The 23686-nt window shown below is 50.5% G+C and carries 21 protein-coding genes and 4 pseudogenes; 13 read left to right on the forward strand and 12 right to left on the reverse strand.

What is annotated here, in order from left to right; translation table 11 throughout:
• Nucleotides 1-19: 19 nt before the first annotated feature.
• Nucleotides 20-1315 (reverse strand): Gfo/Idh/MocA family oxidoreductase, encoded by a 1296-nt coding sequence (locus tag GZ59_RS11360; protein WP_039291875.1) that lies wholly within the window; start codon nucleotides 1313-1315, stop codon nucleotides 20-22.
• 532 nt (nucleotides 1316-1847) lie between these two features.
• Between GZ59_RS11360 and ogt the strand changes: the two genes are divergently transcribed.
• The 3 genes from ogt to uspE all read left to right on the forward strand — a co-directional run bounded on the left by ogt (nucleotide 1848) and on the right by uspE (nucleotide 4536).
• Nucleotides 1848-2381, forward strand: a complete 534-nt coding sequence (ogt, locus tag GZ59_RS11365) for a methylated-DNA--[protein]-cysteine S-methyltransferase (protein WP_011093765.1) — start codon at nucleotides 1848-1850, stop codon at nucleotides 2379-2381.
• Nucleotides 2382-2648: 267 nt separating this feature from the next.
• Nucleotides 2649-3395 (forward strand): fumarate/nitrate reduction transcriptional regulator Fnr, encoded by a 747-nt coding sequence (gene fnr, locus GZ59_RS11370; protein ID WP_005968491.1) that lies wholly within the window; start codon nucleotides 2649-2651, stop codon nucleotides 3393-3395.
• 190 nt (nucleotides 3396-3585) lie between these two features.
• Complete coding sequence (uspE, locus tag GZ59_RS11375; RefSeq protein WP_039291880.1) at nucleotides 3586-4536, forward strand: universal stress protein UspE; 951 nt, start codon at nucleotides 3586-3588, stop codon at nucleotides 4534-4536.
• Between the two features lie 204 nt (nucleotides 4537-4740).
• On the opposite strand, the gene pntB is transcribed toward uspE, so the two are convergent.
• Nucleotides 4741-6129, reverse strand: a complete 1389-nt coding sequence (pntB, locus tag GZ59_RS11380) for a Re/Si-specific NAD(P)(+) transhydrogenase subunit beta (protein WP_039291883.1) — start codon at nucleotides 6127-6129, stop codon at nucleotides 4741-4743.
• Between the two features lie 10 nt (nucleotides 6130-6139).
• On the reverse strand, nucleotides 6140-7669 hold the full coding sequence (pntA, locus tag GZ59_RS11385; RefSeq protein WP_039291885.1) for a Re/Si-specific NAD(P)(+) transhydrogenase subunit alpha: 1530 nt from the start codon (nucleotides 7667-7669) through the stop codon (nucleotides 6140-6142).
• Nucleotides 7670-8251: 582 nt separating this feature from the next.
• On the opposite strand from pntA, the gene ydgH reads away from it, so the two are divergent.
• The 3 genes and pseudogenes from ydgH to GZ59_RS11400 all read left to right on the forward strand — a co-directional run.
• Complete coding sequence (gene ydgH, locus GZ59_RS11390; protein WP_039291887.1) at nucleotides 8252-9205, forward strand: DUF1471 family protein YdgH; 954 nt, start codon at nucleotides 8252-8254, stop codon at nucleotides 9203-9205.
• Between the two features lie 148 nt (nucleotides 9206-9353).
• A pseudogene (locus GZ59_RS11395) lies at nucleotides 9354-9951 on the forward strand (transposase domain-containing protein); the annotation flags it as partial.
• 6 nt (nucleotides 9952-9957) lie between these two features.
• Nucleotides 9958-10410 (forward strand): annotated as a pseudogene (locus GZ59_RS11400) (integrase core domain-containing protein); the annotation flags it as partial.
• Between the two features lie 39 nt (nucleotides 10411-10449).
• Here GZ59_RS11400 and GZ59_RS11405 read toward each other — a convergent pair.
• Together GZ59_RS11405 and GZ59_RS11410 are read right to left on the reverse strand one after the other, a co-directional pair.
• Entirely contained in the window at nucleotides 10450-11199 is a 750-nt protein-coding gene (locus tag GZ59_RS11405) for a hypothetical protein (RefSeq protein WP_011093758.1), read from the reverse strand.
• A complete protein-coding gene (locus GZ59_RS11410) occupies nucleotides 11196-11717 on the reverse strand; it encodes a DUF4189 domain-containing protein (protein WP_011093757.1) in 522 nt (173 codons plus the stop codon). The genes GZ59_RS11405 and GZ59_RS11410 overlap by 4 nt, the downstream gene beginning before the upstream one ends.
• A gap of 349 nt (nucleotides 11718-12066) precedes the next feature.
• On the opposite strand from GZ59_RS11410, the pseudogene GZ59_RS11415 reads away from it, so the two are divergent.
• Nucleotides 12067-12309, forward strand: a pseudogene (locus tag GZ59_RS11415) (Tn3 family transposase); the annotation flags it as partial.
• A gap of 22 nt (nucleotides 12310-12331) precedes the next feature.
• A pseudogene (locus tag GZ59_RS11420) lies at nucleotides 12332-12748 on the forward strand (transposase); the annotation flags it as partial.
• Between the two features lie 130 nt (nucleotides 12749-12878).
• Here GZ59_RS11420 and kdsA read toward each other — a convergent pair.
• The 6 genes from kdsA to hemA are packed head-to-tail and all read right to left on the reverse strand — an operon-like array spanning nucleotide 12879 to nucleotide 18226.
• Nucleotides 12879-13733, reverse strand: coding sequence for a 3-deoxy-8-phosphooctulonate synthase (kdsA, locus tag GZ59_RS11425; RefSeq protein WP_011093753.1), 855 nt, complete (start codon nucleotides 13731-13733; stop codon nucleotides 12879-12881).
• Nucleotides 13734-13789: 56 nt separating this feature from the next.
• On the reverse strand, nucleotides 13790-14599 hold the full coding sequence (gene sirB1, locus GZ59_RS11430) for an invasion regulator SirB1 (protein ID WP_011093752.1): 810 nt from the start codon (nucleotides 14597-14599) through the stop codon (nucleotides 13790-13792).
• A 2-nt stretch (nucleotides 14600-14601) separates the two neighbouring features.
• Nucleotides 14602-15003, reverse strand: coding sequence for a SirB2 family protein (locus GZ59_RS11435; protein WP_039291890.1), 402 nt, complete (start codon nucleotides 15001-15003; stop codon nucleotides 14602-14604).
• 5 nt (nucleotides 15004-15008) lie between these two features.
• On the reverse strand, nucleotides 15009-15854 hold the full coding sequence (gene prmC / locus GZ59_RS11440; protein ID WP_011093750.1) for a peptide chain release factor N(5)-glutamine methyltransferase: 846 nt from the start codon (nucleotides 15852-15854) through the stop codon (nucleotides 15009-15011).
• Entirely contained in the window at nucleotides 15854-16936 is a 1083-nt protein-coding gene (gene prfA / locus GZ59_RS11445; RefSeq protein ID WP_011093749.1) for a peptide chain release factor 1, read from the reverse strand. The genes prmC and prfA overlap by 1 nt, the downstream gene beginning before the upstream one ends.
• A gap of 33 nt (nucleotides 16937-16969) precedes the next feature.
• Complete coding sequence (gene hemA / locus GZ59_RS11450; RefSeq protein ID WP_011093748.1) at nucleotides 16970-18226, reverse strand: glutamyl-tRNA reductase; 1257 nt, start codon at nucleotides 18224-18226, stop codon at nucleotides 16970-16972.
• A 230-nt stretch (nucleotides 18227-18456) separates the two neighbouring features.
• Between hemA and lolB the strand changes: the two genes are divergently transcribed.
• The 3 genes from lolB to prs all read left to right on the forward strand — a co-directional run bounded on the left by lolB (nucleotide 18457) and on the right by prs (nucleotide 21040).
• Nucleotides 18457-19080 carry a lipoprotein insertase outer membrane protein LolB gene (lolB, locus tag GZ59_RS11455; protein WP_011093747.1) on the forward strand — a complete coding sequence of 208 codons (624 nt, stop codon included), beginning with the start codon at nucleotides 18457-18459 and terminating at the stop codon, nucleotides 19078-19080.
• Between the two features lie 2 nt (nucleotides 19081-19082).
• Complete coding sequence (ispE, locus tag GZ59_RS11460; protein WP_011093746.1) at nucleotides 19083-19955, forward strand: 4-(cytidine 5'-diphospho)-2-C-methyl-D-erythritol kinase; 873 nt, start codon at nucleotides 19083-19085, stop codon at nucleotides 19953-19955.
• A 137-nt stretch (nucleotides 19956-20092) separates the two neighbouring features.
• Nucleotides 20093-21040: a ribose-phosphate diphosphokinase gene (gene prs, locus GZ59_RS11465; RefSeq protein WP_010274915.1), complete on the forward strand. Its 948-nt coding sequence runs from the start codon at nucleotides 20093-20095 to the stop codon at nucleotides 21038-21040.
• A 163-nt stretch (nucleotides 21041-21203) separates the two neighbouring features.
• Here prs and ychH read toward each other — a convergent pair whose 3' ends face one another.
• On the reverse strand, nucleotides 21204-21473 hold the full coding sequence (ychH, locus tag GZ59_RS11470) for a stress-induced protein YchH (protein WP_011093745.1): 270 nt from the start codon (nucleotides 21471-21473) through the stop codon (nucleotides 21204-21206).
• 312 nt (nucleotides 21474-21785) lie between these two features.
• Here ychH and pth point away from each other — a divergent pair, with 312 nt between their 5' ends.
• Entirely contained in the window at nucleotides 21786-22373 is a 588-nt protein-coding gene (pth, locus tag GZ59_RS11475; protein WP_011093744.1) for an aminoacyl-tRNA hydrolase, read from the forward strand.
• Nucleotides 22374-22502: 129 nt separating this feature from the next.
• Nucleotides 22503-23594 carry a redox-regulated ATPase YchF gene (ychF, locus tag GZ59_RS11480; RefSeq protein WP_011093743.1) on the forward strand — a complete coding sequence of 364 codons (1092 nt, stop codon included), beginning with the start codon at nucleotides 22503-22505 and terminating at the stop codon, nucleotides 23592-23594.
• The last annotated feature ends 92 nt before the right edge of the window (nucleotides 23595-23686 follow it).

The following is a 23686-nucleotide window of genomic DNA, read 5'->3' on the forward strand; positions in this document are numbered from 1 at the left end:
CCAATGGCAGAGACTCTGATTAATTCTCTCTTTTCAGGTTAACGGCCAGCTCGCTTATTTTCACTGGCAATTCGGTGCGTAATGACCGATTAGCGGCAATACCGGTTAAAATAGACATTGCCCCGTCTCGATAATCCGCTGCACGATGTAATGGATCGGGTTCCGGTGTACCAAACAGATCGTTCAACATGACCTGATCGCCGCCACCGTGTCCGCCCGATTTAAATTCAACCGGTACGACATAAGGTTCATCAAACATCGGATAGATCTTTATTTCACATTCATTCAGCGCACCTTCATCCTCTTTTTGTCCGCCTCCGTTTACATAAGACTTTTCTACCAGTTTCATTTCTAACCGGCCCTTGCTACCATTAAATACCACATTCAACCCTTCCCATGGCAAATAGGCATTTAATGAGTATGTCATGATGGCTTTGTTCTTATAGCGCACCATCACACCCAGTACATCTTCAATATTAATACCGTCATCGAACACGCTTTTATCACGGTAATAACCATCTTCGTGTTCGGCGTCTAAATATAAAGCCGTTAGCTGTTCGCTTTGATTCATATGCAACGCAAACGGGTCGTTTTCCGCCGCGGCGCTATTATGTGAACGTGAATAGAAATCCGTGATACCACGCGCTTCGGCATTCGCTTTACCATAAAAACGCAAATCGCCTTGTGCGTAGACCGTTTCCGGTTCGCTATTCAGCCAGAAATTGACCAGGTCAAAATGGTGCGTGGATTTATGCACCAACAGCCCGCCGCTATTGCGTTTGTCACGGTGCCAGCGACGGAAATAATCTGCCCCATGTTCGGTATTCAATAGCCACTCAAAATGAACGGAATAAACTTCACCAATCGATCCTGCGGCAATTAATTCACGGACTTTACTGTGATGCGGTGCGTAACGATAATTAAACGTCACCCGTAATTTACGTCCAGTACGATTAATCGCATCAATAATGGCCTGACATTTTTCTTCGTCAATCGTCATCGGTTTTTCACTGATGACATCACACCCTAATTCCATTGCCCGGATAATATAATGATGATGCGTCCGGTCTATCGACGACACAATAACGATATCTGGCTTGGTTTCCGCGATCATCTGCTCAAACCGATCGGCGTGATACGTTGCCACATTATCGTGTCCAAATTTATGGACAATACGGTTGGCGTAATCCATTCGCGTCTGGTTTGTATCGCAAAAAGCAACAAATTGTCCCTGATCCTGATAATCTCTGGCGATCGACTCCAGATAAAGGCCTGCACGCCCCCCCGTTCCCACTACGGCATATTTCTTTTTCATTCTGTGTATTTCCTCCAAATAACGTAGGCACATAGCTATTCGTACATAAAACAGGACGCTAAAAAACTTCACCGAATTGACGGGTACATACCGATTGAGGGCTGGCTGGTATAGTGATTTTCATCATGACAGCCATACCCACACTCTCCTGCCTTTGTCATAAAAAATAGAGCATATAGACATAGTTCACCTTCACATTATTGCCACGTGATGATGTTATCTGGCAGTAGGAGAAAGATTGGCATGCTCCATCTCTCATAAGTATAAATTAGAGGACTTCTATTTTAGTGATTGATTTTATTGAAAATGTCACACGTGACGTATCTCCGCATACCTCACAGTAAATGGGGATTAGCTTTCTTACGTGCCATGTTGGGGTAAGGCTGAGCTATGTTCGTGATGACTTTCTCTTTCTTCACTTCATCATGTGACATATCTTGCATTTTATTTTCAATCCGCCGACCGATGCCGGATAATCGACACGTAACTAATATAGAGATGCAGGAAAGCGACAAGCGCGTAAGGAATTACTATGCAGACTTTTTTCCAAGACACCATGGCTACCCCACTTGGGGAGTTATTGATTATTGCTGATGAAAATAATCATTTGCGCGCTGTCGAGTGGCGCGAGTATGAAGACGGTTTATTTCGCTCACTCAATCGCAGTTATCGAAATGATCCCTTTTCGTTACAGTCACGTCATAATCCCGGTGGTCTGACAGACAGCCTGCAGCGCTATTTTGATGGCGAATTAGCGATTATTGATACGCTGCCCGTTGCTTCTGTAGGGACAGAATTTCAACAGCAGGTTTGGCGGGAATTACGTAGAATTCCCTGCGGAGAGATTACCACCTACGGCGAACTCGCCACGCTATTGGGACGCACTGGCGCAGCGCGTGCAGTCGGCATGGCAAATGGCTCAAACCCTATCAGTATCGTGGTTCCGTGCCATCGCGTCATCGGTACGGGCGGTGCACTGACGGGCTATGCGGGGGGGATTCATCGTAAACAGTGGCTATTAGCTCATGAAGGTTACTTACCGCACCAAAATAGTTTACCGTTATAATTATAACGCTGCGGCCTGAGAAAATGCCTCACCGAATTGCTTATCAGCGTAAGTGATTCGGATTAATCAACGTGTAACCGTTTGAAAACGCGATGGACGAAAATATTATCGCCACGCGGCACTTATATATCGAAGTATTTCCCAGAAAAATTGAAAATTTATAGTTAGTTCACTATTTATTGGTCTATTCCGGTGATTGTCGGTCTTATCACAGCCGATAAAAGCTGTTAAAATTGACCAATATCAATTATTGCCTGAGCAAAGCCTATGATCCCGGAAAAGCGAATTATCCGACGCATCCAGTCTGGCGGTTGTGCAATCCACTGTCAGGATTGCAGTATCAGTCAGCTATGCATCCCTTTCACCCTGAATGAACACGAGCTCGATCAGCTCGACAACATCATTGAAAGGAAGAAGCCTATCCAGAAGGGGCAAGCGCTGTTTAAAGCAGGTGATGAGCTGAGATCGCTGTACGCCATCCGCTCCGGTACGATAAAAAGCTACACCATCACCGAGCAAGGCGACGAGCAGATCACGGGTTTTCATCTGGCAGGCGATTTGGTTGGCTTTGACGCTATCGGTACCGCTCAGCACCCAAGTTTCGCTCAGGCGCTGGAAACCTCAATGGTCTGTGAAATCCCTTTCGAGACGCTGGACGATCTCTCAGGGAAAATGCCTAACCTGCGCCAGCAGATGATGCGCCTGATGAGCGGTGAAATCCGTGGCGATCAGGACATGATTCTGCTGCTGTCGAAGAAGAATGCTGAAGAACGTCTGGCTGCATTTGTCTACAACCTCTCCCGCCGTTTCGCTCAGCGTGGTTTCTCACCACGTGAATTCCGTCTGACCATGACGCGCGGTGATATCGGTAACTATCTGGGGCTGACCGTTGAAACCATCAGCCGTCTGCTGGGGCGTTTCCAGAAAAGCGGTACACTGGCAGTAAAAGGGAAATACATCACGATCGAGAATATTGATGCGCTTTCCGAATTAGCCGGGTCTTCACGTAAATAGTCTTTCCAGCCTAACTATTTGACGCTGCCACTGTTTTACTGTGGCAGCGTCAACGTTCTATCCTCCCTGCCCGCGTCGTTCGTGATATTTCTTATTTTTTTATTCTGCGGCTTATCTCTGTTGTCCAAATAGATCCCATTGCGGTACTCTTGATTTACAGGCTGTGGAATAACAGCTGTTTGGAGGCGCTATGGCAAAGTATCAGAATTTACTGGTAGCTATTGACCCAAATCAGGATGACCAACCAGCACTGCGTCGGGCAGTTTACCTGGTTCAGCGACTTGGCGGCCGTATCAAGGCATTTCTGCCGATCTATGATTTCTCTTATGAAATGACGACTCTGCTTTCCCCCGATGACCGGGTGGAAATGCGTCAAGGTGTTATTCAGCAACGGACGGAGTGGATTGAGGAACAGTGTCAACACTACCTTGAAGCGGGCGTTTCGATAGAGATCAAAGTGGTCTGGCACAATAAACCCTTTGAAGCCATTATTCGGGAAGTGATTTCCGGGCAACATGACCTACTCTTGAAAATGGCCCATCAGCACGATCGACTGGAAGCCGTGATCTTTACCCCTACAGACTGGCAATTACTGCGCAAATGCCCTTGCCCTGTATGGATGGTAAAAGATCAACCTTGGCCAGCCGAAGGCCGCGCATTGGTTGCGGTCAATCTGGCCAGCGAAGATCCTTATCACGATCCACTCAATATCAAATTGGTATCGGAAACACTGGAACTGGCACAGCAGGTTGACCAAACCGAGGTTCATCTGGTTGGTGCCTACCCGGTTACCCCCATCAATATCGCCATTGAATTGCCTGATTTCGATCCTAGCGTCTACAACGATGCGATTCGAGGGCAACACCTGATTGCCATGAAATCGCTACGGCAGAAGTTTAGTTTGGATGAGCGCGTGACGCACGTAGAAAAAGGGCTGCCAGAAGAAGTGATTCCCGACCTGGCGGAGCATTTGCAGGCAGGCGTCGTGGTGTTAGGGTCGCTGGGTCGAACCGGCCTTTCCGCCGCCTTTATCGGCAACACCGTCGAGCATGTTATCGATCATTTGAAGTGCGACCTGTTGGCGATCAAACCCGATGACTTCGTTTCGCCGATTACACAGGAAGACAGCGACAACAGCTGACCTCATGTTTCATCACGTTCGAATCGAATAATGCCAGCCTCAGTGCTGGCATTATTTTTGCCAATGTTATGCGACGCACATGCAGCGTAAAGTATGACGAGTAAAGCTTATTTTCAGATGTAAAAAAGAGATGTAAAAAAGGGGCGATATTCGCCCCTTTCGTTGTCAGTCGAAAACCACCTCTGAGGAGGTGGCTTTCACTTATTACAGCGCTTTCAAAATCGCCTCGACGCTGTCTTTGGCATCGCCAAACAGCATCTGCGTGTTCTCTTTAAAGAACAGCGGATTCTGTACGCCAGCGTAGCCGGTATTCATGGAACGCTTAAACACGATAACATTCTGCGCTTTCCACACTTCCAGCACTGGCATGCCAGCAATTGGGCTATGTGGATCTTCTTGCGCCGCTGGGTTAACGGTGTCATTCGCGCCAATGACCAGAACGGTGTCGGTGTCGGTGAAATCATCGTTAATTTCATCCATTTCCAGCACGATGTCGTAAGGCACTCTCGCTTCGGCTAACAGCACGTTCATATGTCCAGGCAAACGCCCTGCAACCGGGTGAATACCAAAGCGGACATTGATACCACGCGCACGCAGTTTTGCAGTGATGTCATGCACAGGGTATTGTGCCTGTGCTACGGCCATACCGTATCCCGGTGTGATAATGACCGAGGTTGAGTTCTTGAGTAAATCAGCCACGTCTTCCGCTGAAGCCTCACGATATTCCCCAACCTCTTCGCTCTCACTGGTGGAAACGCCATCGGTACCAAAACCACCGGCAATCACGCTGAAAAAGGAACGGTTCATCGCCTTACACATGATGTAAGACAGAATCGCACCAGAAGAACCCACCAAAGCACCGGTCACGATCAACAGGTCATTGCCCAGCATGAAGCCTGCCGCTGCTGCCGCCCAACCAGAGTAGGAGTTCAGCATGGAAACGACTACTGGCATGTCCGCACCGCCAATCGATGCAACCAGATGCCAGCCAAATACCAGAGCAATCGCTGTCATCAGAATCAGCGCCAACACCTGCAACGCTACGCTTCCCGTGTTGACGAAAACCAACAGCAGCAGGAAGGATACGACCAGCGCCGCCAGATTCATTTTATGGCGATGAGGCAACATCAACGGTTTGGAAGAAATATTACCGCGCAGTTTACCGAACGCGATAACTGAACCCGTGAAGGTCACAGCACCGATGAAGATACCCAGGAAGACTTCCGTCAAATGGATATTGACCATCACCGGGTCGGTGATTTCACCATGATCGAGAAAACTGTTAAAACCAACCAGCACCGCAGCCATCCCCACAAAACTGTGAAGAATAGCGACCAACTCTGGCATTTCGGTCATTTCAACCTTACGCGCCAGATAAATACCGATTGACCCACCGATCGCCATAGCCACGATGATCCAACCAACGTTGCCGGAATCAGGCCCCAGAATCGTCGCGATCAGTGCAAGTGCCATCCCGCTGATACCAAAGATGTTCCCTTGTTGCGACGTTTCGTGCTTGGATAATCCAGCCAAACTGAAAATAAAGAGAATTGCGGCAACAATGTATGCAGCAGTTACTAATCCACCAGACATGTGTTACCCCTTAGTTTTTACGGAACATTTTCAGCATGCGCTGAGTCACGGTGAAGCCACCGAAAATATTGATGCTGGCAATCAATACAGCAATGAATGAGAAGAATGACACCCATCCGCCGTGACCGATTTGCAACAATGCTCCGACAACGATAATGCCTGATATCGCGTTAGTGACTGACATCAATGGTGTGTGCAACGCGTGGCTGACATTCCAGACAACGTAATAGCCCACCACGCAGGACAACGCAAAAACAGTAAAGTGGGACAAGAACTCTTTAGGTGCGACATTTGCCAGCCAGCCAAACAGCAGAATAGCGATCACAAGGAATGCATATTTCTTCCACGGTGATGTTGGCTTGGCTTCTACCTTCACAGCCGCAGCGGCAGGTTTCGCCTGCTGTGGCTGAGCAGAAACCTGAATCGGCGGAGCTGGCCAGGTGATTTCGCCTTCTTTAACAACGGTCACACCGCGAATCACGGTGTCGTCAAAATCGACGTCGATTTCGCCGTTTTTCTCTTTGCAGAGTAATTTCAGCAGGTTAACCAAGTTCGTGCCGTAAAGCTGCGAGGATTGTGTCGGCAAACGGCTGGGTAAATCGGTGTAACCGATAATTTTGACGCCGTTTTGCGTCACCGTCACGCGGTCGGCAACGGTCAATTCGCAGTTTCCGCCCGTTTGCGCGGCCAAATCGACGATCACGCTGCCGGGCTTCATGCTCAGCACCATCTCTTTGGTGATCAGGCGTGGAGCCGGTTTCCCTGGGATCAGTGCGGTAGTGACGATAATGTCGACGTCTTTCGCCTGTGCGGCAAACAGTTCCATTTCCGCTTTGATAAAGGCTTCAGACATGACTTTGGCATAGCCGTCGCCGCTGCCAGCTTCTTCTTCAAAGTCGAGTTCGAGGAACTCGGCACCCATACTCTTAACCTGCTCTTTTACTTCAGGGCGGGTGTCAAAAGCACGAACGATAGCACCTAGGCTGCCAGCAGCACCGATCGCGGCCAAACCTGCCACACCCGCGCCGATAATCATGACTTTGGCAGGAGGAACCTTACCTGCTGCGGTAATTTGCCCAGTAAAGAAGCGGCCAAATTCGTGAGCAGCCTCAACGATAGCGCGATAGCCTGCGATGTTAGCCATCGAGCTGAGCGCATCCAGTGACTGCGCTCGCGAAATACGCGGCACGGAATCCATTGCCATTACCGTCACTTGACGGGCAGCCAGCTTCTCCAGCAGTTCTGGGTTTTGTGCTGGCCAGATAAAGCTGACAACCGTACTGCCCGCACGGGTCAGTTCGATTTCATCATCCTGCGGCGCGTTTACCTTCAGGACGATATCAGATTGCCAGACTTCTGAACTGTCAACAATTGACGCACCGACTTCTTCATATGCCGCATCGTCAAAACTTGCCAGTTTTCCCGCTTCACGTTCTATCGAGACCGTAAAGCCCAGTTTCAGCAGTTGTTCAACCGTTTTCGGCGTCGCTGCAACACGGGCTTCATTGGTCAACCGCTCTCTTGGTACACCAATACGCATGCTGATACCCTTTTCGCTTATTTTTAACGAAGGTTATTATTCTCACCCTACTCTGTTATACGAATTCGCCGAGACCTGCTGCACTCTGAATCCCCGCATTCACACGGTAGGAAGAGGGTCTTATCATCTTCTTGCTACACGCTTTTCTGGGGCGTCTCACTGTAGGCGAACTCATTTATAACGTACTGAAAATGTGATCGATGATCCATAAATAAAATGAATTTCACAGAAAAGCCGAGTTATCACAGGTTCCATCAGCCTTTCTTGGTCGAAAATCATGCTCTTCTCTGTCTTTTGTAGCATTATTACAGAAGTATTTTTCTGTTCTGTTTCACAAAAACGATGTGTTACAAGGTTGTTAATGCGATAAGCCACATAAATATCCCTTATGATGTCAAAACAATCATTAACCGTTATTATTAGCACTTTTCTTGTTCCCAGCCGAAGTATCACGGCTTTTCAGCACCGCTGAAAATGCTAAAGCACAAGAATTTATTCCGTGCGATAATCAGCCCTATTCCGTTACAGGTTGATTGCTATACCTTAAATAATTCGAGTTGCAGGAAGGCGAAAGGATTTTTTATGAAGCTGAAGACTACTGTTATTGCATCTACATTGTTGTTATCACTCTCGGCATTTTCAGCGCAGGCTGCACAGGAACTTACACCTGAGCAGGCAGAATCCCTGCAACCCTTTGAGCGGATTACGTTTAAAGGACGTTTCAACGCAATCAATGAAGCGGTAGCCGCGGCATCAAAACGCGCCGACAAATTGGGTGCCCAGTCGTTCTATGTGCAAGCTATGGATGACGCTAATTCGAGCGGTAACTGGAATGTTACTGTCGATCTATATCGCAAAGATGCGCCAAAGGCGAATCAGGATACCCAATTCCGCACGTTCTACGGTGTAAAAGAGCTGCCGAAAGATGTCGCTTACGGGTTGGAACCTTATGACACGGTAACCGTTGGTGGATTCTTCCGTAGCCAGCCGGATGTGAATGATGCGATTGCGAAAGCAGCAAAAGAGAAAAACGCCGATTCATTCTATATCGTCCGTCAGGTTGATGTGAACTCGAATAGCGCCAATCAAAAAGTCACTGCATATATTTATAAAGCCGACGCACCGAAGCGCCAAACCCAGAGTACGGACGTGATTCCAGCAGATTCTGATGCGGGACGCGCTGCGCTTGCTGCGGGTGGTGCGGAAGCTGCTAAGGTAGAAATCCCAGGTGTCGCCAACTCAGGTAGCCCTAGCCGTAACGTAGGTAACTTCTTTGAAACGCAGTCATCAAAAGGTGGACGTTACACGGTAACGTTGTCTGATGGCACACAAATTCAAGAACTAAACAATGCCACGGCGGCGCAGATGGTACCTTTCGACTCCATTCAGTTCCGCGGCAACTACACCAATATGACACAGGTGTCTGAAGCAGTGGCTAAACGCGCAGGCGAGAAAGGGGCCAAATACTACCACGTCACCAGACAGTGGGAAGGTAAAGGCAACAACCTCACGATTAGCGCCGATCTCTATAAATAACAGCAATCGCACAGTGTCGTAGAAATCAGCGAGCTGTTATAAGACAAAAAACCCGCGATATCGCGTAATGCCGATCAGTTAAGGATCAGTTGATCGATCCAGTGCTGTGTAAGAATCCGTAGTCTTCATGGAAGATTACGGATTTTTTATGCAACTATCTCAGGCTCTCAACGTTATTTCCCAGTATGACACTCTGCGTAATCCCCTCTCCACCCTGGCTGAGGTCCTCGACCCCGAACTTGTCGCGCGCTGCCTTGAAGAAGCTGGGACCGTCACGCTGCGTAAACGCAGACTCACTACCGACATGATGGTCTGGTGCCTTATTGGTATAGCGCTTGAAAGAAAAGAACCACTACATCAGATAGTTAACCGACTGGATATCCTCCCCCCCGGTAACCGTCCCTTCGTCGCACCCAGCGCAGTGGTACAGGCGCGACAGCGTCTGGGTAGTGAGGCTGTCAGGCTTGTTTTTGAACAGACTGCTGACCTCTGGAACCGGCAAACAAACCATCCCCACTGGGGCGGGCTGACCCTGCTGGCTGTCGATGGTGTCATCTGGCGCACGCCTGATACGCCTGAAAACGACACCGCAGGCGCGGAAAAAATGGCCACATCTGGCTGAAAAAATAGCAGTACGGATGACTGAACGTGAAATCAAAGGAAAAACAATCCGCTTCCTGACCTCAATGACGGATCCAATGCGCTGGCCGGGTAAAGAAATAGCCGATCTGTACAGCTACCGGTGGGGAGCCTTGCACAAGGCCTGTCCGATCAAGATCAGCAAGCTGCTCATGGACAACGGCAAGGAGTTCACGGATCGCTTGTTTGCCAGCCGCGAGCGTGAGCCCAGCGGCAATCATGAGTTTGATCAGTTGTGCAAGGAATTGAGCATCGAGCACCGCCTGACCCGACCCAGAACGCCCAAGACCAACGGGATGGTGGAGCGCTTCAACGGGCGTATTGCGGATGTGCTCAAGACCCACAGGTTCAACAACAGTGAAGACCTGGAGCAGACGTTGATGCGTTACACGGCGCTTTACAACCATCAGTTGCCGCAGACGGTCTTGAAGAGTAAGACACCGCTGCAAACCATGAAGCAGTGGCACCAGTCACATTTGTTCCACAGACGTCCTTATGATCGTCCTAAAAGAACTTTATTTTGTCGGTCGTTGGACATGATTTTCTCCGGTGGCGGTTGCTCTTAATCTGCAGGAACCCCGCGCATCGTTGCTTGTGACGCAGGACTACTTCAGTTTCACTTGAGGCAGCGAAGACGGGTCGAAGCCGTTCAACTTGATGGTTCCCAAAGTTTGGCTTGAGAGATTGATCTGCTTCTTGCGGCCGGTCTTTGTGTCGCTGACGCCACGCACAGCCTCGTGCAAGACCCAGCCGTTGATTTCGGGCGCGTACTTGAAGTGAAATTCATTCCACCAGTGTTCCCGGGACCCGCCTTCCGTGACCACAGTGAAACGCCCGGGAGCCACACGTGAATAGCTATAGGGGTCTCCCGCAGCGCCCCCGCACCGGGCGCACGGAACGATCTTGTCGTTCTGGGCGAGCGTTCTCAACTGCCCTTGTCCATCGCGTGCCACTAGCAACAATGTGCGCGACGGGCCTTCCCGTGCACTCGGATCACTGCTGGCAGGGCGCTCAAGTACGACCAGTGCTGCAGCGTTGCCTTGGCCAGTGAGATCGCCAATCTGGGCATCCAGCAGTTTGGACCCGTCGGCAGTCAGACCCTTTAAGTCATCTTTGGTCAGTGGCTGGACGCTGCCCGGCCCCTGTGGGGACTCCGACGTTGGCGCCGAGCCGGCAGTCTGCACACGCACTATGCTTGGTTGAGCGGCGAGGCTGGCTGCAGAGAAACATGCCACCCAAGCCAATGAAAGAACCAAAGTTGATCGAAGTGCGAGCGAGCGAGTGAGATGGGCCGGTCCAGTTGCGGTCGAACTGGCGGCTCCGAACAATGCGCCAAAAAAATTACTTGTTCTCATTTGAATCCTTCAGCTAACGGATACGGACTGCATGCGCTGTACAAAACCACGCAACTCCTGTCGCTATCTTTACACTTTTGGATGCCCGATGCAATCGCTTCATCCACGGTCGCTCTAGACGCGATGTTGTAACCCCATTCACCGACGATCATTGCTGTGCAGCCATTCTTATAGGAGTTCTCGATCTTGCAGTGCTCGCCGCCCTTTGTCGCACAGTCAGCCAACGCTGCATGTTGTGCGGCAGGTTCACTTGGGAGCCAGGTCGAGAAACCAAGAATACCTTTTGGCTTGTCGCCTGCGATCGCACCCCAGCGGTCTTCCCATATGGGCGCCGGAGGACTCGGTTCATACTGCCAGCCGCCCCCGCCCGCGTTGCCCCCACCGGGAATAGGAGCGCATCCTGCTGTGGCACCTCCGCCAATCGGGTAGGAACCTGGCGGGCAGTTTCCTTCGGCATGGACGTCTATGCTGAAGCAAGAAAGAGCGAGCAACGCACCTGCCAAGTTGATGCATTTCATGAGCGTACTCCAGGGTCGCCTTGATAGGACCTCACTCTCTCAGGGGGGCACTTGAGCGCTGGACCGGTACCCTCCGAGATTCGAATGGGCAGCGTTGACAGTCGAAGCCGCAGGCGGTGCTGCCCCACTCCAAGACCCAGGCGGCTGCCCCTGCGGCCCCGGACGGTTCACGGAACCTCCCCCATTGACCTGCGCATAGCTCATGAACTGCCCCATCGTGCCCCAAAAAACGCTGCGGCCATCGGCGGGCCGGCCACACCTAGCAAGGCGATAAACGAAGCACGGCTCTGAGCGTTGGAGCCTGCAGCATCGTCCGGCGGAACCGGGATCGCTTCGATTGCTCCCATCGCGAGCTGGGGCAAGCGGATTGAACCTGGTGACCGCCGCCATCGTGCTGTGGAACACGGTCTACCTGGAGCGGGCTACCCAAGGACTGGTTGACGCCGGAAATCCGGTGAATACCGACCTGTATCAGTACCTGTCGCCGTTAGGTTGGGAGCACATCAACCTGACCGACGATTACGTCTGGCGGCAGAGCCGCAAGCTTGAAGACGGCAAATTCAGGCCGCTACGACAGCTCGGAAAACCTTAGCATACGATTTTTTCCGAATTCTCTAGGCTCCCCACGGTGGGAAATAGAACTGGGCTACCGGGAAATAAAACAGGGACTTCAGGACAGCAGGCTGACGCTGAGAAGTAAAAAATCGGACATGGTGCGACAGGAACTGTGGGGCGTACTGCTGGCATATAATATAGTGCGTTATTAGATGATTAAGATGGCGGCGATGCTAAAAGGAATGTGGCCAAATCAACTGAGCTTCAGGGAATCGACGGCATGGGTAATGAAGCTACTCTGGACGCTGGAAGGGGCATCACCGAGCAGGATCCCGGAGTTGGTCAAAGATGTGGCGAGCATAGCGCAGATGGTGAAGCTTCCGCCGCGCAGAGAAAGAGCTTTCCCCCGAATAGTGAAGGAAAGGCCCCAAAAGTATGCAACGGCACGGAGAAAAAATGCAGCCAAGCTTAACTGACTGGCATTACGCGATATCGCGGTTTTTTTATGGCGAGCTTCCTGCCCGCCACACTGCGGGCCGTCGCAAGCGACGTTGAAAAACGTTCCCTACGTTTTTTACGTCAGCAATCAATCTACAGTGATTAAGATTAGTTACTGGTATCCAGTTCTGGGAAGCTTTTCACTAGATCGTCAATCGCTTTGATCTGTTGCAGGAACGGCTCCAGTTTATCCAGCGGCAGCGCGGACGGACCATCACACTTCGCGTTAGCTGGATCGGGGTGAGCTTCAATAAATAGCCCCGCCAGACCGACTGCCATGCCAGCACGCGCCAGCTCGGTTACCTGCCCGCGACGGCCACCGGACGCCGCACCAAACGGGTCGCGGCACTGTAACGCATGCGTAACGTCAAAAATCACGGGTGAGCCGTTGGAAGCGTGCTTCATGACATTGAAGCCCAACATATCAACAACCAGATTGTCGTAACCGAAATTGCTGCCGCGATCGCACAGAATAATCTGATCGTTGCCACCTTCGATAAACTTATCGACGATGTTACCCATTTGACCAGGGCTGACGAACTGCGGTTTTTTAACGTTGATCACCGCACCGGTTTTCGCCATCGCTTCCACCAGATCGGTTTGGCGTGCTAAAAACGCAGGAAGCTGGATCACATCAACCACATCAGCAACGGGCTGCGCCTGATGCGAGTCATGTACGTCAGTGATAATTTTTACGCCAAAGGTCTGTTTCAATTCTTGGAAGATTTTCATCCCTTCTTCCAGACCAGGACCACGGTAAGAGTGAATCGAAGAACGGTTAGCCTTATCGAATGACGCCTTGAACACGTAAGGAATGCCCAACTTCTGCGTGACCGTGACGTAATGCTCACAAATGCGCATCGCCAGATCGCGTGATTCAAGAACATTCATGCCGCCAAACAGCACAAAAGGCAAGTCGTTGGCAACGGGGATATCCCCTATCTTGACCACTTTATTCGTCATACTTTTACCTTCATGTCGGGAAATAAATTAACGCTGCATTACTGCAAAACGGTTTCTTAATGCAAGACAATCTGTTTTTGCTCTATCGAGTGAATCTGTACTTTTATCATTTCACTCACTGGATCTTCCGGGCACTGTTCAACGAAATAGTTGAGATCGGACAGCGCGATATGGTCGCAATCCAGTTGAGCATAAATCAGGCCGCGATCGCGAATTTCATACGGATCGTCCGGGTCAAATTGCAGCACAGCTTCACTGGCTCTCAACGCCAGTTCCATCTGTTTTTCTTCCATCAGAGCAACTTTCAACGTATCGAGCATTTTACGCACGATCATGACATTTTCTGCTTCATCCAGATCTTCATCCAACAAACGGGTTGAAGGACCGATGTTACCTTTCAGCCAGACTTCCAGCACATGCTCACTCAGCGTATCGCCATTGAGCGGATTGATCAGCCACATCTCTTCATCGAGCCAGTCAGCACGCAAAATCAACTGCGTCGGGAAAATCACCGGCATCAGCGGCAGGCCGAGTTCGTTTGCGATATGCAGGAAGATAATGCCAAGCGACACGGGCATGCCCTGGCGAGATTCCAGCACCTGATCCAGCCATAGTGCATCAGACAGGCGATAAACACCGCCGGCACCGCCGAATCCCCAGGTGTGATAAAACAGCTCAATCAGTTTTTCAAGCTGAAGATCTTGCTCAAGGCCGTCAGGAATAACGGCTCGGGCGCTCTCAACCAGCTGTTGCAGATTTTGCCGCACATCCTGAGCGGGAAAGTCGCGGCGAATAGCCTGTGAAACCAACACGACACCATCACTTAGCAGTGACTGGTTGAATTCAAAATCAGCAATAGCACTCATAATTATTCCATCAGCAACGGTGACTGGGTCAGTGCCAGCAGCACAACCACACCAAAGCATAGTAAAGCAGATACAAACGCCAGCCAGCGAACTTTCTGGCTACGGGGGCGTTTCCCCAAGGCAATAGCGCCAAGAAGGATATAAATGATAACGCCAAACAGTTTTTCCGTCAGCCAGCTTTGCTCGGGCGTAAACGGATAAGTGTGACTCAGAATGATTAAACCAATACCGCTGATCAATAACAAGGTATCGTTAATATGCGGCAGAATTTTAACCCAGCGCTGTTGCAGTAAAGCCGATTGCCGACATAGCCAGAAAAAACGGATGACAAACAGGGAAATACTGATGCCAACCGTTGCCAGATGAAGATATATCGTGGCTGGGTAAAGAGTTATCACGTCCATTGCTCCTAATAATTGATGGTATCCAACCAGCGCCCTAACGACACACGGTCATTGCCACCATAATCCTGATAAGTTTCTATCTGTGTAAATCCTCGTACCTGCAACAGTCGACGCACGGCGTCCCCCTGCTGCCAGCCGTGTTCCAACAGCAGCCACCCACCGGCATCTAAATAATGCGGGGCGGATTCAATAATGGCGCGTAAATCCGCCAACCCGTTGTCGGCAGCAATCAGTGCGCTGGCAGGTTCAAAGCGAACATCCCCCTGCGCCAGATGCACATCATCAACATCGATATACGGAGGATTACTGACGATAAGCGCAAAGCGCATGTGTTCGAGCGGTGAATACCAGCTTCCAGGCAAAAAACGGGCGTTGTCGAGCTTCAATTGCTGGGCATTTTTTGTCGCTAACGCAACCGCGTCCGGTTGAAGGTCAACACCAATCACCCGGCAATCACGTCGCTCGCTGGCCAACGCCAGCGCGATCGCGCCGGTTCCAGTGCCCAAATCCAGCACGGAACACGGCGTTTGAGGCAGGCGCAACAACGCTTGCTCGACCAAGCATTCGGTATCGGGACGGGGAATCAGCGTGGCGGGCGAGACGGCCAGCGGCAGTGACCAGAACTCGCGCACGCCGATCAAATAAGCGATAGGTTCTCCCTGTTCACGGCGCGCCAACAGTTCAGTTAACGGCTGCTGTTCAGCCGCGCTCAACTCGGTTTCACCAAACGCTAGCAAGAACGTGCGAGACTTGCCGGTCACAAAGCCCAACAGAATTTCCGCATCTCGCTTCGGGCTTTCACCCGCTGCGAGTTGCTCCGTCGCAGAGATTAACCAATCCTGATACGTCATTATTCCTGCTCGGACAACGCAGCAAGCTGATCGGCCTGATATTCCTGTACTACTGGCTGAATCAGCGCGTCCAGTTTCCCTTCCATGACTTCATCCAGTCGGTAAAGCGTCAGGTTAATACGGTGATCGGTCACCCTTCCCTGTGGGAAATTGTAGGTGCGGATACGGTCGGAACGATCGCCACTGCCAAGCAGGTTACGGCGTGTTGACGCTTCTTCCTGCTGACGTTTATGGATTTCTGCCGCACGAATACGCGCGCCCAACACTGACAACGCTTTAGCTTTGTTCTTGTGCTGTGAACGTTCGTCCTGACATTCCACAACAATACCGGTTGGCAAGTGGGTAATACGAATGGCGGAGTCGGTGGTGTTAACGTGCTGACCGCCCGCGCCAGAAGAGCGGAAGGTATCGATGCGTAAATCCGAAGGGTTGATGTCCGGCAGTTCCGCTTCCGGCACTGCCGCCATGACAGCGACCGTACAGGCCGATGTATGAATTCGCCCCTGAGATTCAGTAGCAGGAACGCGCTGTACGCGATGACCGCCGGATTCAAACTTGAGCTGGCCGTACACACCGTCACCGGAGATTTTGGCAATCACTTCTTTATAACCGCCATGTTCACCATCGCTGGCACTCATAACTTCCACGCGCCAGCGGCGTGATTCAGCATAACGGCTGTACATGCGGAACAGGTCGCCAGCAAAAATCGCGGCTTCGTCCCCACCCGTTCCGGCACGCACTTCCAGAAAACAGCCGCGTTCATCGTCGGGGTCTTTCGGCAACAACAGCACCTGAAGCTCCTGCTCCAGTGCTTCAATCGCCGCTTTACCCTCTTTCAGTTCTTCCTGCGCCATATCGCGCATTTCTGGATCGTCCAGCATCATTTCTGCGGTCTGCTGATCCTCTTGCGCCTGCTGCCATTGCTGGAAACAGCGGGTAATATCAGTGAGCTGTGCATATTCTCGCGACAACGCGCGAAAGCGATCCATGTCAGCGATGACGCTGGGCTCACCGAGTAACGCCTGGACTTCTTCGTGGCGTTCTTGTAACGCTTCCAGTTTAGCAACAATAGAAGGCTTCATGCGGGCGGTTAAATCCTGTAATAGAGATGAATGCTAGTCCAGCCCAAGGCTGTCACGTAAAATTTGTAACCGGTTTTGGTCGCCGTCACGAGCGGCTTGCTGAAGGGATTTGGTCGGCGCGTGAATCAGACGATTAGTTAAACGGTGTGTCAATTCCTGAATCACCGCCTCAACGTCATTGCCTTGCTGAATGGCAGCCAGCGCTTTGGCCGTCATTTCCGCACGCAGCTCATCGGCCTGAGCGCGATAATCGCGAATCGTTTCCACCGCGGACTGCGCACGCAGCCACGCCATGAAATCGGAGCTTTCCTGCTGCACGATAGATTCAGCCTGCACCGCCGCCGCTTTGCGCTGCGCAAGATTATGCTGAATAATCGCATGCAGATCGTCCACACTGTAGAGATAAACGTTCGGCAATTTGCCCACTTCTGGCTCAATATCACGTGGAACCGCAATATCTACCATCAGCATAGGCTGATTCCGTCTCGCCTTCAGCGTCCGTTCCATCATCCCTTTTCCGATAATCGGCAGCGTGCTTGCCGTTGAACTGATCACGATATCAGCATGAACGAGCTGTTCGTCCAACTCAGCCAAGGTGATGACTTCTGCGCCCACTTCTGTTGCCAATGCCTGTGCGCGTTCACGGGTTCGGTTCGCGATCACCATTTTCTGAACGTTGTGATCTCGAAGATAGCGAGCGACCAGTTCAATGGTTTCTCCAGCACCGACCAGCAGCACAGTGACATCGGCCAGTGATTCAAAAATCTGTCGCGCCAGCGTACAAGCAGCAAACGCCACCGACACCGCGCTGGCACCGATATCCGTTTCTGTACGAACACGCTTGGCGACGGTAAAGGATTTCTGGAACAACCGCTCCAGTTCGCTGGACAAGGAATGGCCACGCTGTGATTCGGCAAACGCCTTCTTCACCTGCCCTAAAATTTGCGGTTCGCCTAACACCAGAGAATCCAGACCACTGGCAACGCGCATGAGATGGCTAACAGCAGCGTTGCCCTGATGCCAATATAGGCTGCTGTTGACTTCTTCCGGGCGCAATTGATGATATTCGCACAGCCAGCGAATCAACTGCTCACGCTGATTTTCCTGTTCGTCAACGCTAAGGTAGAGTTCCGTGCGATTGCAGGTAGACAGCACAACACCGCCCTGCACCAGCGGTTGCTGTAACAGACTATCGAGGGCCACCCCGAGTTTATCTTGTGAGAACACAACGCGTTCACGCAAAGAAACGGGGGCGGTTTTGTGATTAATACCAAGCGCAAGCAGGGTCATTAGGCTGTTTCTAAGTAATACCGATCTTAGTATGGATTTCGTTTGAGTCGCATTCTACTTGATGCAGGAGTGCAAGAAAAGCGACAGCACGCGATACACCTCGTCTGAGGTATACGCTTTTTGATAAAAAACAATAAACGCCATTAACGAATAACAACCATTGACGCTGAGCGGTAAGCCCGTTAGCGTGACGTATTTCACGGACTTCTTCATTACAGGATACGACCGACATGCCAACCAAAACCGTCCGATGCCTGCGTTTACTGCCTTTAGCCAGCCTATTGCTAGCCGCCTGTAGCGTTAATCAACCAACACAAACGGGTAAAAGCCCAACCTCGCCAGAGTGGCAAAAACATCAACAAAAAGTACAGCAACTCACCCAATATCAAACGCGCGGCGCTTTTGCCTATATCTCCGATAGCAAAAGAGTATCAGCCAATTTTTTCTGGCAGGACACGCCTCCGCAGCGTTATAGACTGTTGCTGACCAACCCGCTCGGCAGCACCGAATTAGAACTGCGCGCCCAGCCCGACGGCGTGCAAATCACCGACAATCAAGGCAAACGTTACGTAGGTAAAGATGCCGAGTACATGATTCAGCAACTGACCGGCATGGCGATCCCGCTGAATAATCTGCGTCAATGGATCCTCGGCATACCGGGTGATGCGACCGAATTCACATTGGATGAACGCTATCTGCTAAAAACCATCACCTATCGTCAGGGCAATCAAAACTGGGATGTCAGCTATCAGAGCTACAACACCGAGTTGACGCCCCCGCTTCCAACCAGTCTGGAATTGGTTCAGGGCGAACAGCGAATTAAGCTGAAGATGAATAACTGGATGGTTAAATAGCGATGCAACCGACGGTTATCGAAACATGGCCTGCTCCCGCCAAACTGAATCTGTTTCTTTATATTACAGGTCAGAGGCAGGACGGGTATCACCTGCTGCAAACGCTATTTCAGTTTCTGGATTACGGCGACACGCTGACAATTCGACCGCGTAATGATGACCAGATTAACCTGCTTACCCCCATAGACGGTGTAGAGAACGAGCAAAACTTGATCATCCGCGCCGCACGCTTATTACAGCAGCACTGCGAACGCCGTAATATTCGCCCTGCACAGTTTGGTGCAAACATTCATATCGAAAAGTGCCTACCAATGGGCGGTGGATTGGGCGGCGGTTCATCCAATGCGGCCACCGTGTTGGTCGCCCTTAATCATTTGTGGCAAAGTGGTCTAAACGTTGATACGTTGGCCGAATTGGGACTGCAACTGGGTGCGGATGTTCCTGTGTTTATCCGTGGGTATGCTGCCTTCGCAGAAGGCATTGGCGAACAGCTAACACCGGCGAATCCGCCAGAAAAATGGTATCTGGTGGCACACCCTAGCATTAGCATTGCCACACCGTTGATTTTCGGCGATCCTGAACTGACGCGTAATTCGCCAGTTCGTGATTTAGAAACTTTATTAAACCAGACCTTCGTCAATGATTGTGAAGCTATCGCAAGAAAACGTTTTCGTGAGGTTGAACAGCTACTTTCATGGCTGCTAGAATATGCCCCGGCGCGCCTGACTGGAACGGGGGCTTGTGTGTTTGCAGAGTTTGACACCGAGTTCGCAGCCCGTCAGGTGCTTGACCAGGCCCCGGAATGGTTAAACGGTTTCGTAGCACGAGGCGTTAACGTCTCTCCGCTACAACGTAGACTTTCTGGGCAACGTTAGGTTTTGCTACACACCGGCTGCCGTGCGGCCAGTCTGTAGCAAACTTAATTCATACACCCGTATGCATATTGTTCCTGTTGCTCTTCGCTGCTTGGCAGGTACAATATTTCTCTGGACGCAAGCCTGAGGTTCTTCTCGTGCCTGATATGAAGCTTTTTGCTGGTAACGCCATCCCGGAACTAGCACAACGTATTGCCAACCGTTTGTACACTAGCCTTGGCGACGCCGCTGTTGGTCGTTTTAGTGATGGCGAAGTCAGCGTGCAAATCAATGAAAATGTACGCGGTGGTGATATTTTCATCATCCAGTCCACCTGTGCACCCACCAATGACAACCTGATGGAACTGGTTGTGATGGTAGATGCTCTGCGTCGCGCTTCTGCGGGACGTATTACCGCTGTTATCCCCTACTTCGGCTATGCCCGTCAGGATCGTCGCGTGCGTTCCGCACGTGTGCCAATTACCGCGAAAGTCGTTGCTGACTTCCTGTCCAGCGTGGGTGTTGACCGTGTTCTGACCGTTGATCTGCATGCTGAGCAGATTCAGGGTTTCTTCGACGTGCCGGTAGATAACGTATTCGGTAGCCCGATCCTGCTGGAAGATATGTTGCAACAGAATCTGGAAAACCCAATCGTGGTTTCTCCTGATATCGGTGGCGTTGTGCGTGCTCGCGCAATCGCTAAACTGTTGAACGATACCGACATGGCGATCATCGACAAGCGCCGTCCACGTGCCAACGTTTCTCAGGTGATGCACATCATCGGTGACGTCGCTGGCCGTGACTGTGTGCTAGTTGACGATATGATCGACACGGGCGGTACGCTGTGCAAAGCGGCGGAAGCGCTGAAAGAACGTGGTGCTAAACGTGTATTCGCTTATGCTACACACCCGATCTTCTCAGGCAATGCTTACGAGAACATCAAGAACTCTGTAATTGATGAAGTGATTGTCTGCGATACCATCCCGCTAGCGGAAAACATTCGTTCACTGCCGAATGTTCGTACGTTGACGCTGTCAGGTATGTTGGCCGAAGCGATTCGTCGTATCAGCAACGAAGAATCTATTTCTGCGATGTTTGAACATTAATCGCTTCTGACCGGGTAACCGATCACAAACGATAATGATGGAGCCACCTGTAACAAGGTGGCTTTCTTATTTCTACCGTTGTTGTCGCTATAAAAAACAAAAAGCCACCATAGCGAGGCTACAGCGGCTTTACTGTTTAATGTTCATTCGACTTCATTAACGCTTATGGGTGACGCTGGCGGCGGCAACGCTTATCAAAGTGTTTAACCCACCAATAACGGTCTGCGACTTCTTCACGCCCGCTAATACGCGCCCCCACCAACCAAAATATTGCGCCAGAAAAGATACCAACCAAGTCAATGTAAGTCATATATTCAGGGACATTCAGCTTAGGAAACTGACTAGCGATGGAGAAGCCAATACCACCAATCATCAGAATCATACCAAGCCCCATCAACACATTACCCAATGCTGCCACATTCTTGCGTTTCATCTGCCACCTCCAGATTAATTCTGTGGATGAATCGGAGTGCCATTACAGGTTGCTTCCTTATATTGATATAATTATAGACAATAACGCAGTCGGATGATTGCGGGAGGGATCACAGATAAAGGGAATGATTAATATTTTTTTACGTTTAAACAAATAAATAGACAAAAATATGAATAATCACATCACTAAACAAATAACAATGTATTCACATTCCAATACCGCGATTTGGCTATCCACCATGCGGTGTGTAAACTAGCGTTCTCATAATCACGCTACCCTGCGTAAGTCTAAGCACGTAATCTGGAATATACCGTGAGCAGCATTAAATTAATTGTCGGCCTGGCTAATCCTGGCGCGGAATATGCCGCCACTCGTCATAATGCGGGTGCCTGGTTTGTCGATCGTCTGGCTGAGTCTTATCGCCAGTCGCTAAAAGAAGAAAGCAAATTTTTCGGTTACACCTCCCGTCTGAACCTGGCTGGGCAAGATGTACGTCTGCTGGTTCCCACCACGTTCATGAACCTAAGCGGAAAAGCCGTCGCGGCAATGGCCACCTTCTACCGCATCCAGCCCGATGAAATTCTGGTTGCACACGATGAACTGGATTTATTACCGGGGATTGCCAAACTTAAACTGGGTGGCGGACACGGCGGTCATAACGGGCTTAAAGACATCATCAGTAAATTGGGTAATAACCCTAACTTCCATCGTTTGCGCATTGGTATCGGTCATCCGGGTGATAAAAGTAAAGTGACCGGTTTTGTGTTGGGTAAGCCACCGATGAGCGAGCAGACTCTGATCGACGAGGCCATTGACGAAGCCGTGCGCTGCACAGAAATTCTTATGAAAGAAGACATGATAAAAGCGATGAATCGCTTACATGCTTTCAAAGCGGCATAATCTGGTCAGAATGCGGATGGTAGATCGAGATAAATCACCATTCCGTGTATAATCGGCCGAAATGTTTCCATTCTGACAGGCAAGATAAAGTAATTGCCTGATTAATAAGTTATTTAAGGTGATATAAACATGGGATTCAAATGCGGTATCGTTGGGCTGCCTAACGTCGGTAAATCCACTCTGTTCAATGCGCTGACCAAAGCCGGCATCGAAGCAGCCAACTTCCCGTTTTGTACCATCGAGCCGAACACCGGCGTAGTGCCGATGCCCGATCCACGTCTGGACAAGCTGGCTGAAATCGTTAAGCCGCAGCGCATCCTCCCTACCACCATGGAATTTGTTGATATCGCTGGTCTGGTAAAAGGCGCGTCCAAAGGTGAAGGTTTGGGTAATCAGTTTCTGACCAACATCCGTGAAACGGAAGCCATTGGCCACGTTGTACGCTGCTTCGAGAACGACAACATCATCCACGTCAATAATAAAGTTGATCCGGCTGATGACATCGAAGTCATCAATACTGAATTAGCACTGTCTGATCTCGATACCTGCGAACGTGCCATTCATCGAGTGCAGAAGAGAGCTAAAGGCGGCGATAAAGATGCTAAAGCTGAGCTGGCTGCACTGGAGAAATGCTTACCGCAGTTGGAAAACGCTGGCATGCTGCGCTCGCTGGATTTAAGCGATGATGATAAAGCAGCCATCCGCTACCTGAGCTTCCTGACGCTGAAGCCAACGATGTATATCGCCAACGTCAACGAAGACGGTTTCGAGAATAACCCTTACCTCGATAAAGTGCGTGAAATCGCTGTTGCTGAAGGTTCTGTCGTCGTAGCCGTCTGTGCCGCCGTTGAATCAGACATTGCAGAAATGGATGATGCCGATCGTGAAGAATTCATGACCGAGTTAGGTTTGGAAGAACCGGGTCTGAACCGCGTTATCCGCGCAGGCTATGAACTGCTGAACCTGCAAACCTACTTTACCGCTGGCGTGAAAGAAGTTCGCGCATGGACAATCCCTGTCGGCGCCACCGCCCCACAGGCCGCAGGTAAAATTCACACCGACTTTGAAAAAGGCTTCATCCGCGCACAAACTATCGCCTATGAAGACTTCATCACTTACAAAGGTGAACAAGGCGCGAAAGAAGCCGGAAAAATGCGTTCGGAAGGCAAAGATTACATCGTAAAAGATGGCGACGTGATGAACTTCCTGTTTAACGTCTAAATGATTTCTGTTGTCTCATGGTATCTCAAAGCATCGCATGAAGACTAAAAACCCCATAAAATCCACGCAGTTGCGTGGATTTTCCTTTTCAT

This window comes from Pectobacterium atrosepticum (genome assembly GCF_000740965.1).
In the GTDB taxonomy this organism is placed as follows: domain Bacteria; phylum Pseudomonadota; class Gammaproteobacteria; order Enterobacterales; family Enterobacteriaceae; genus Pectobacterium; species Pectobacterium atrosepticum.

What these genes read in the sequence shown, in the direction of transcription:
- GZ59_RS11360 (WP_039291875.1), bottom strand. Translation starts at nt 1,315, where the DNA reads ATGAAAAAGAAATATGCCGTAGTGGGAACGGGGGGGCGTGCAGGCCTT.
- ogt (WP_011093765.1), top strand. Translation starts at nt 1,848, where the DNA reads ATGCAGACTTTTTTCCAAGACACCATGGCTACCCCACTTGGGGAGTTA.
- fnr (WP_005968491.1), top strand. Translation starts at nt 2,649, where the DNA reads ATGATCCCGGAAAAGCGAATTATCCGACGCATCCAGTCTGGCGGTTGT.
- uspE (WP_039291880.1), top strand. Translation starts at nt 3,586, where the DNA reads ATGGCAAAGTATCAGAATTTACTGGTAGCTATTGACCCAAATCAGGAT.
- pntB (WP_039291883.1), bottom strand. Translation starts at nt 6,129, where the DNA reads ATGTCTGGTGGATTAGTAACTGCTGCATACATTGTTGCCGCAATTCTC.
- pntA (WP_039291885.1), bottom strand. Translation starts at nt 7,669, where the DNA reads ATGCGTATTGGTGTACCAAGAGAGCGGTTGACCAATGAAGCCCGTGTT.
- ydgH (WP_039291887.1), top strand. Translation starts at nt 8,252, where the DNA reads ATGAAGCTGAAGACTACTGTTATTGCATCTACATTGTTGTTATCACTC.
- GZ59_RS11405 (WP_011093758.1), bottom strand. Translation starts at nt 11,199, where the DNA reads ATGAGAACAAGTAATTTTTTTGGCGCATTGTTCGGAGCCGCCAGTTCG.
- GZ59_RS11410 (WP_011093757.1), bottom strand. Translation starts at nt 11,717, where the DNA reads ATGAAATGCATCAACTTGGCAGGTGCGTTGCTCGCTCTTTCTTGCTTC.
- kdsA (WP_011093753.1), bottom strand. Translation starts at nt 13,733, where the DNA reads ATGACGAATAAAGTGGTCAAGATAGGGGATATCCCCGTTGCCAACGAC.
- sirB1 (WP_011093752.1), bottom strand. Translation starts at nt 14,599, where the DNA reads ATGAGTGCTATTGCTGATTTTGAATTCAACCAGTCACTGCTAAGTGAT.
- GZ59_RS11435 (WP_039291890.1), bottom strand. Translation starts at nt 15,003, where the DNA reads ATGGACGTGATAACTCTTTACCCAGCCACGATATATCTTCATCTGGCA.
- prmC (WP_011093750.1), bottom strand. Translation starts at nt 15,854, where the DNA reads ATGACGTATCAGGATTGGTTAATCTCTGCGACGGAGCAACTCGCAGCG.
- prfA (WP_011093749.1), bottom strand. Translation starts at nt 16,936, where the DNA reads ATGAAGCCTTCTATTGTTGCTAAACTGGAAGCGTTACAAGAACGCCAC.
- hemA (WP_011093748.1), bottom strand. Translation starts at nt 18,226, where the DNA reads ATGACCCTGCTTGCGCTTGGTATTAATCACAAAACCGCCCCCGTTTCT.
- lolB (WP_011093747.1), top strand. Translation starts at nt 18,457, where the DNA reads ATGCCAACCAAAACCGTCCGATGCCTGCGTTTACTGCCTTTAGCCAGC.
- ispE (WP_011093746.1), top strand. Translation starts at nt 19,083, where the DNA reads ATGCAACCGACGGTTATCGAAACATGGCCTGCTCCCGCCAAACTGAAT.
- ychH (WP_011093745.1), bottom strand. Translation starts at nt 21,473, where the DNA reads ATGAAACGCAAGAATGTGGCAGCATTGGGTAATGTGTTGATGGGGCTT.
- ychF (WP_011093743.1), top strand. Translation starts at nt 22,503, where the DNA reads ATGGGATTCAAATGCGGTATCGTTGGGCTGCCTAACGTCGGTAAATCC.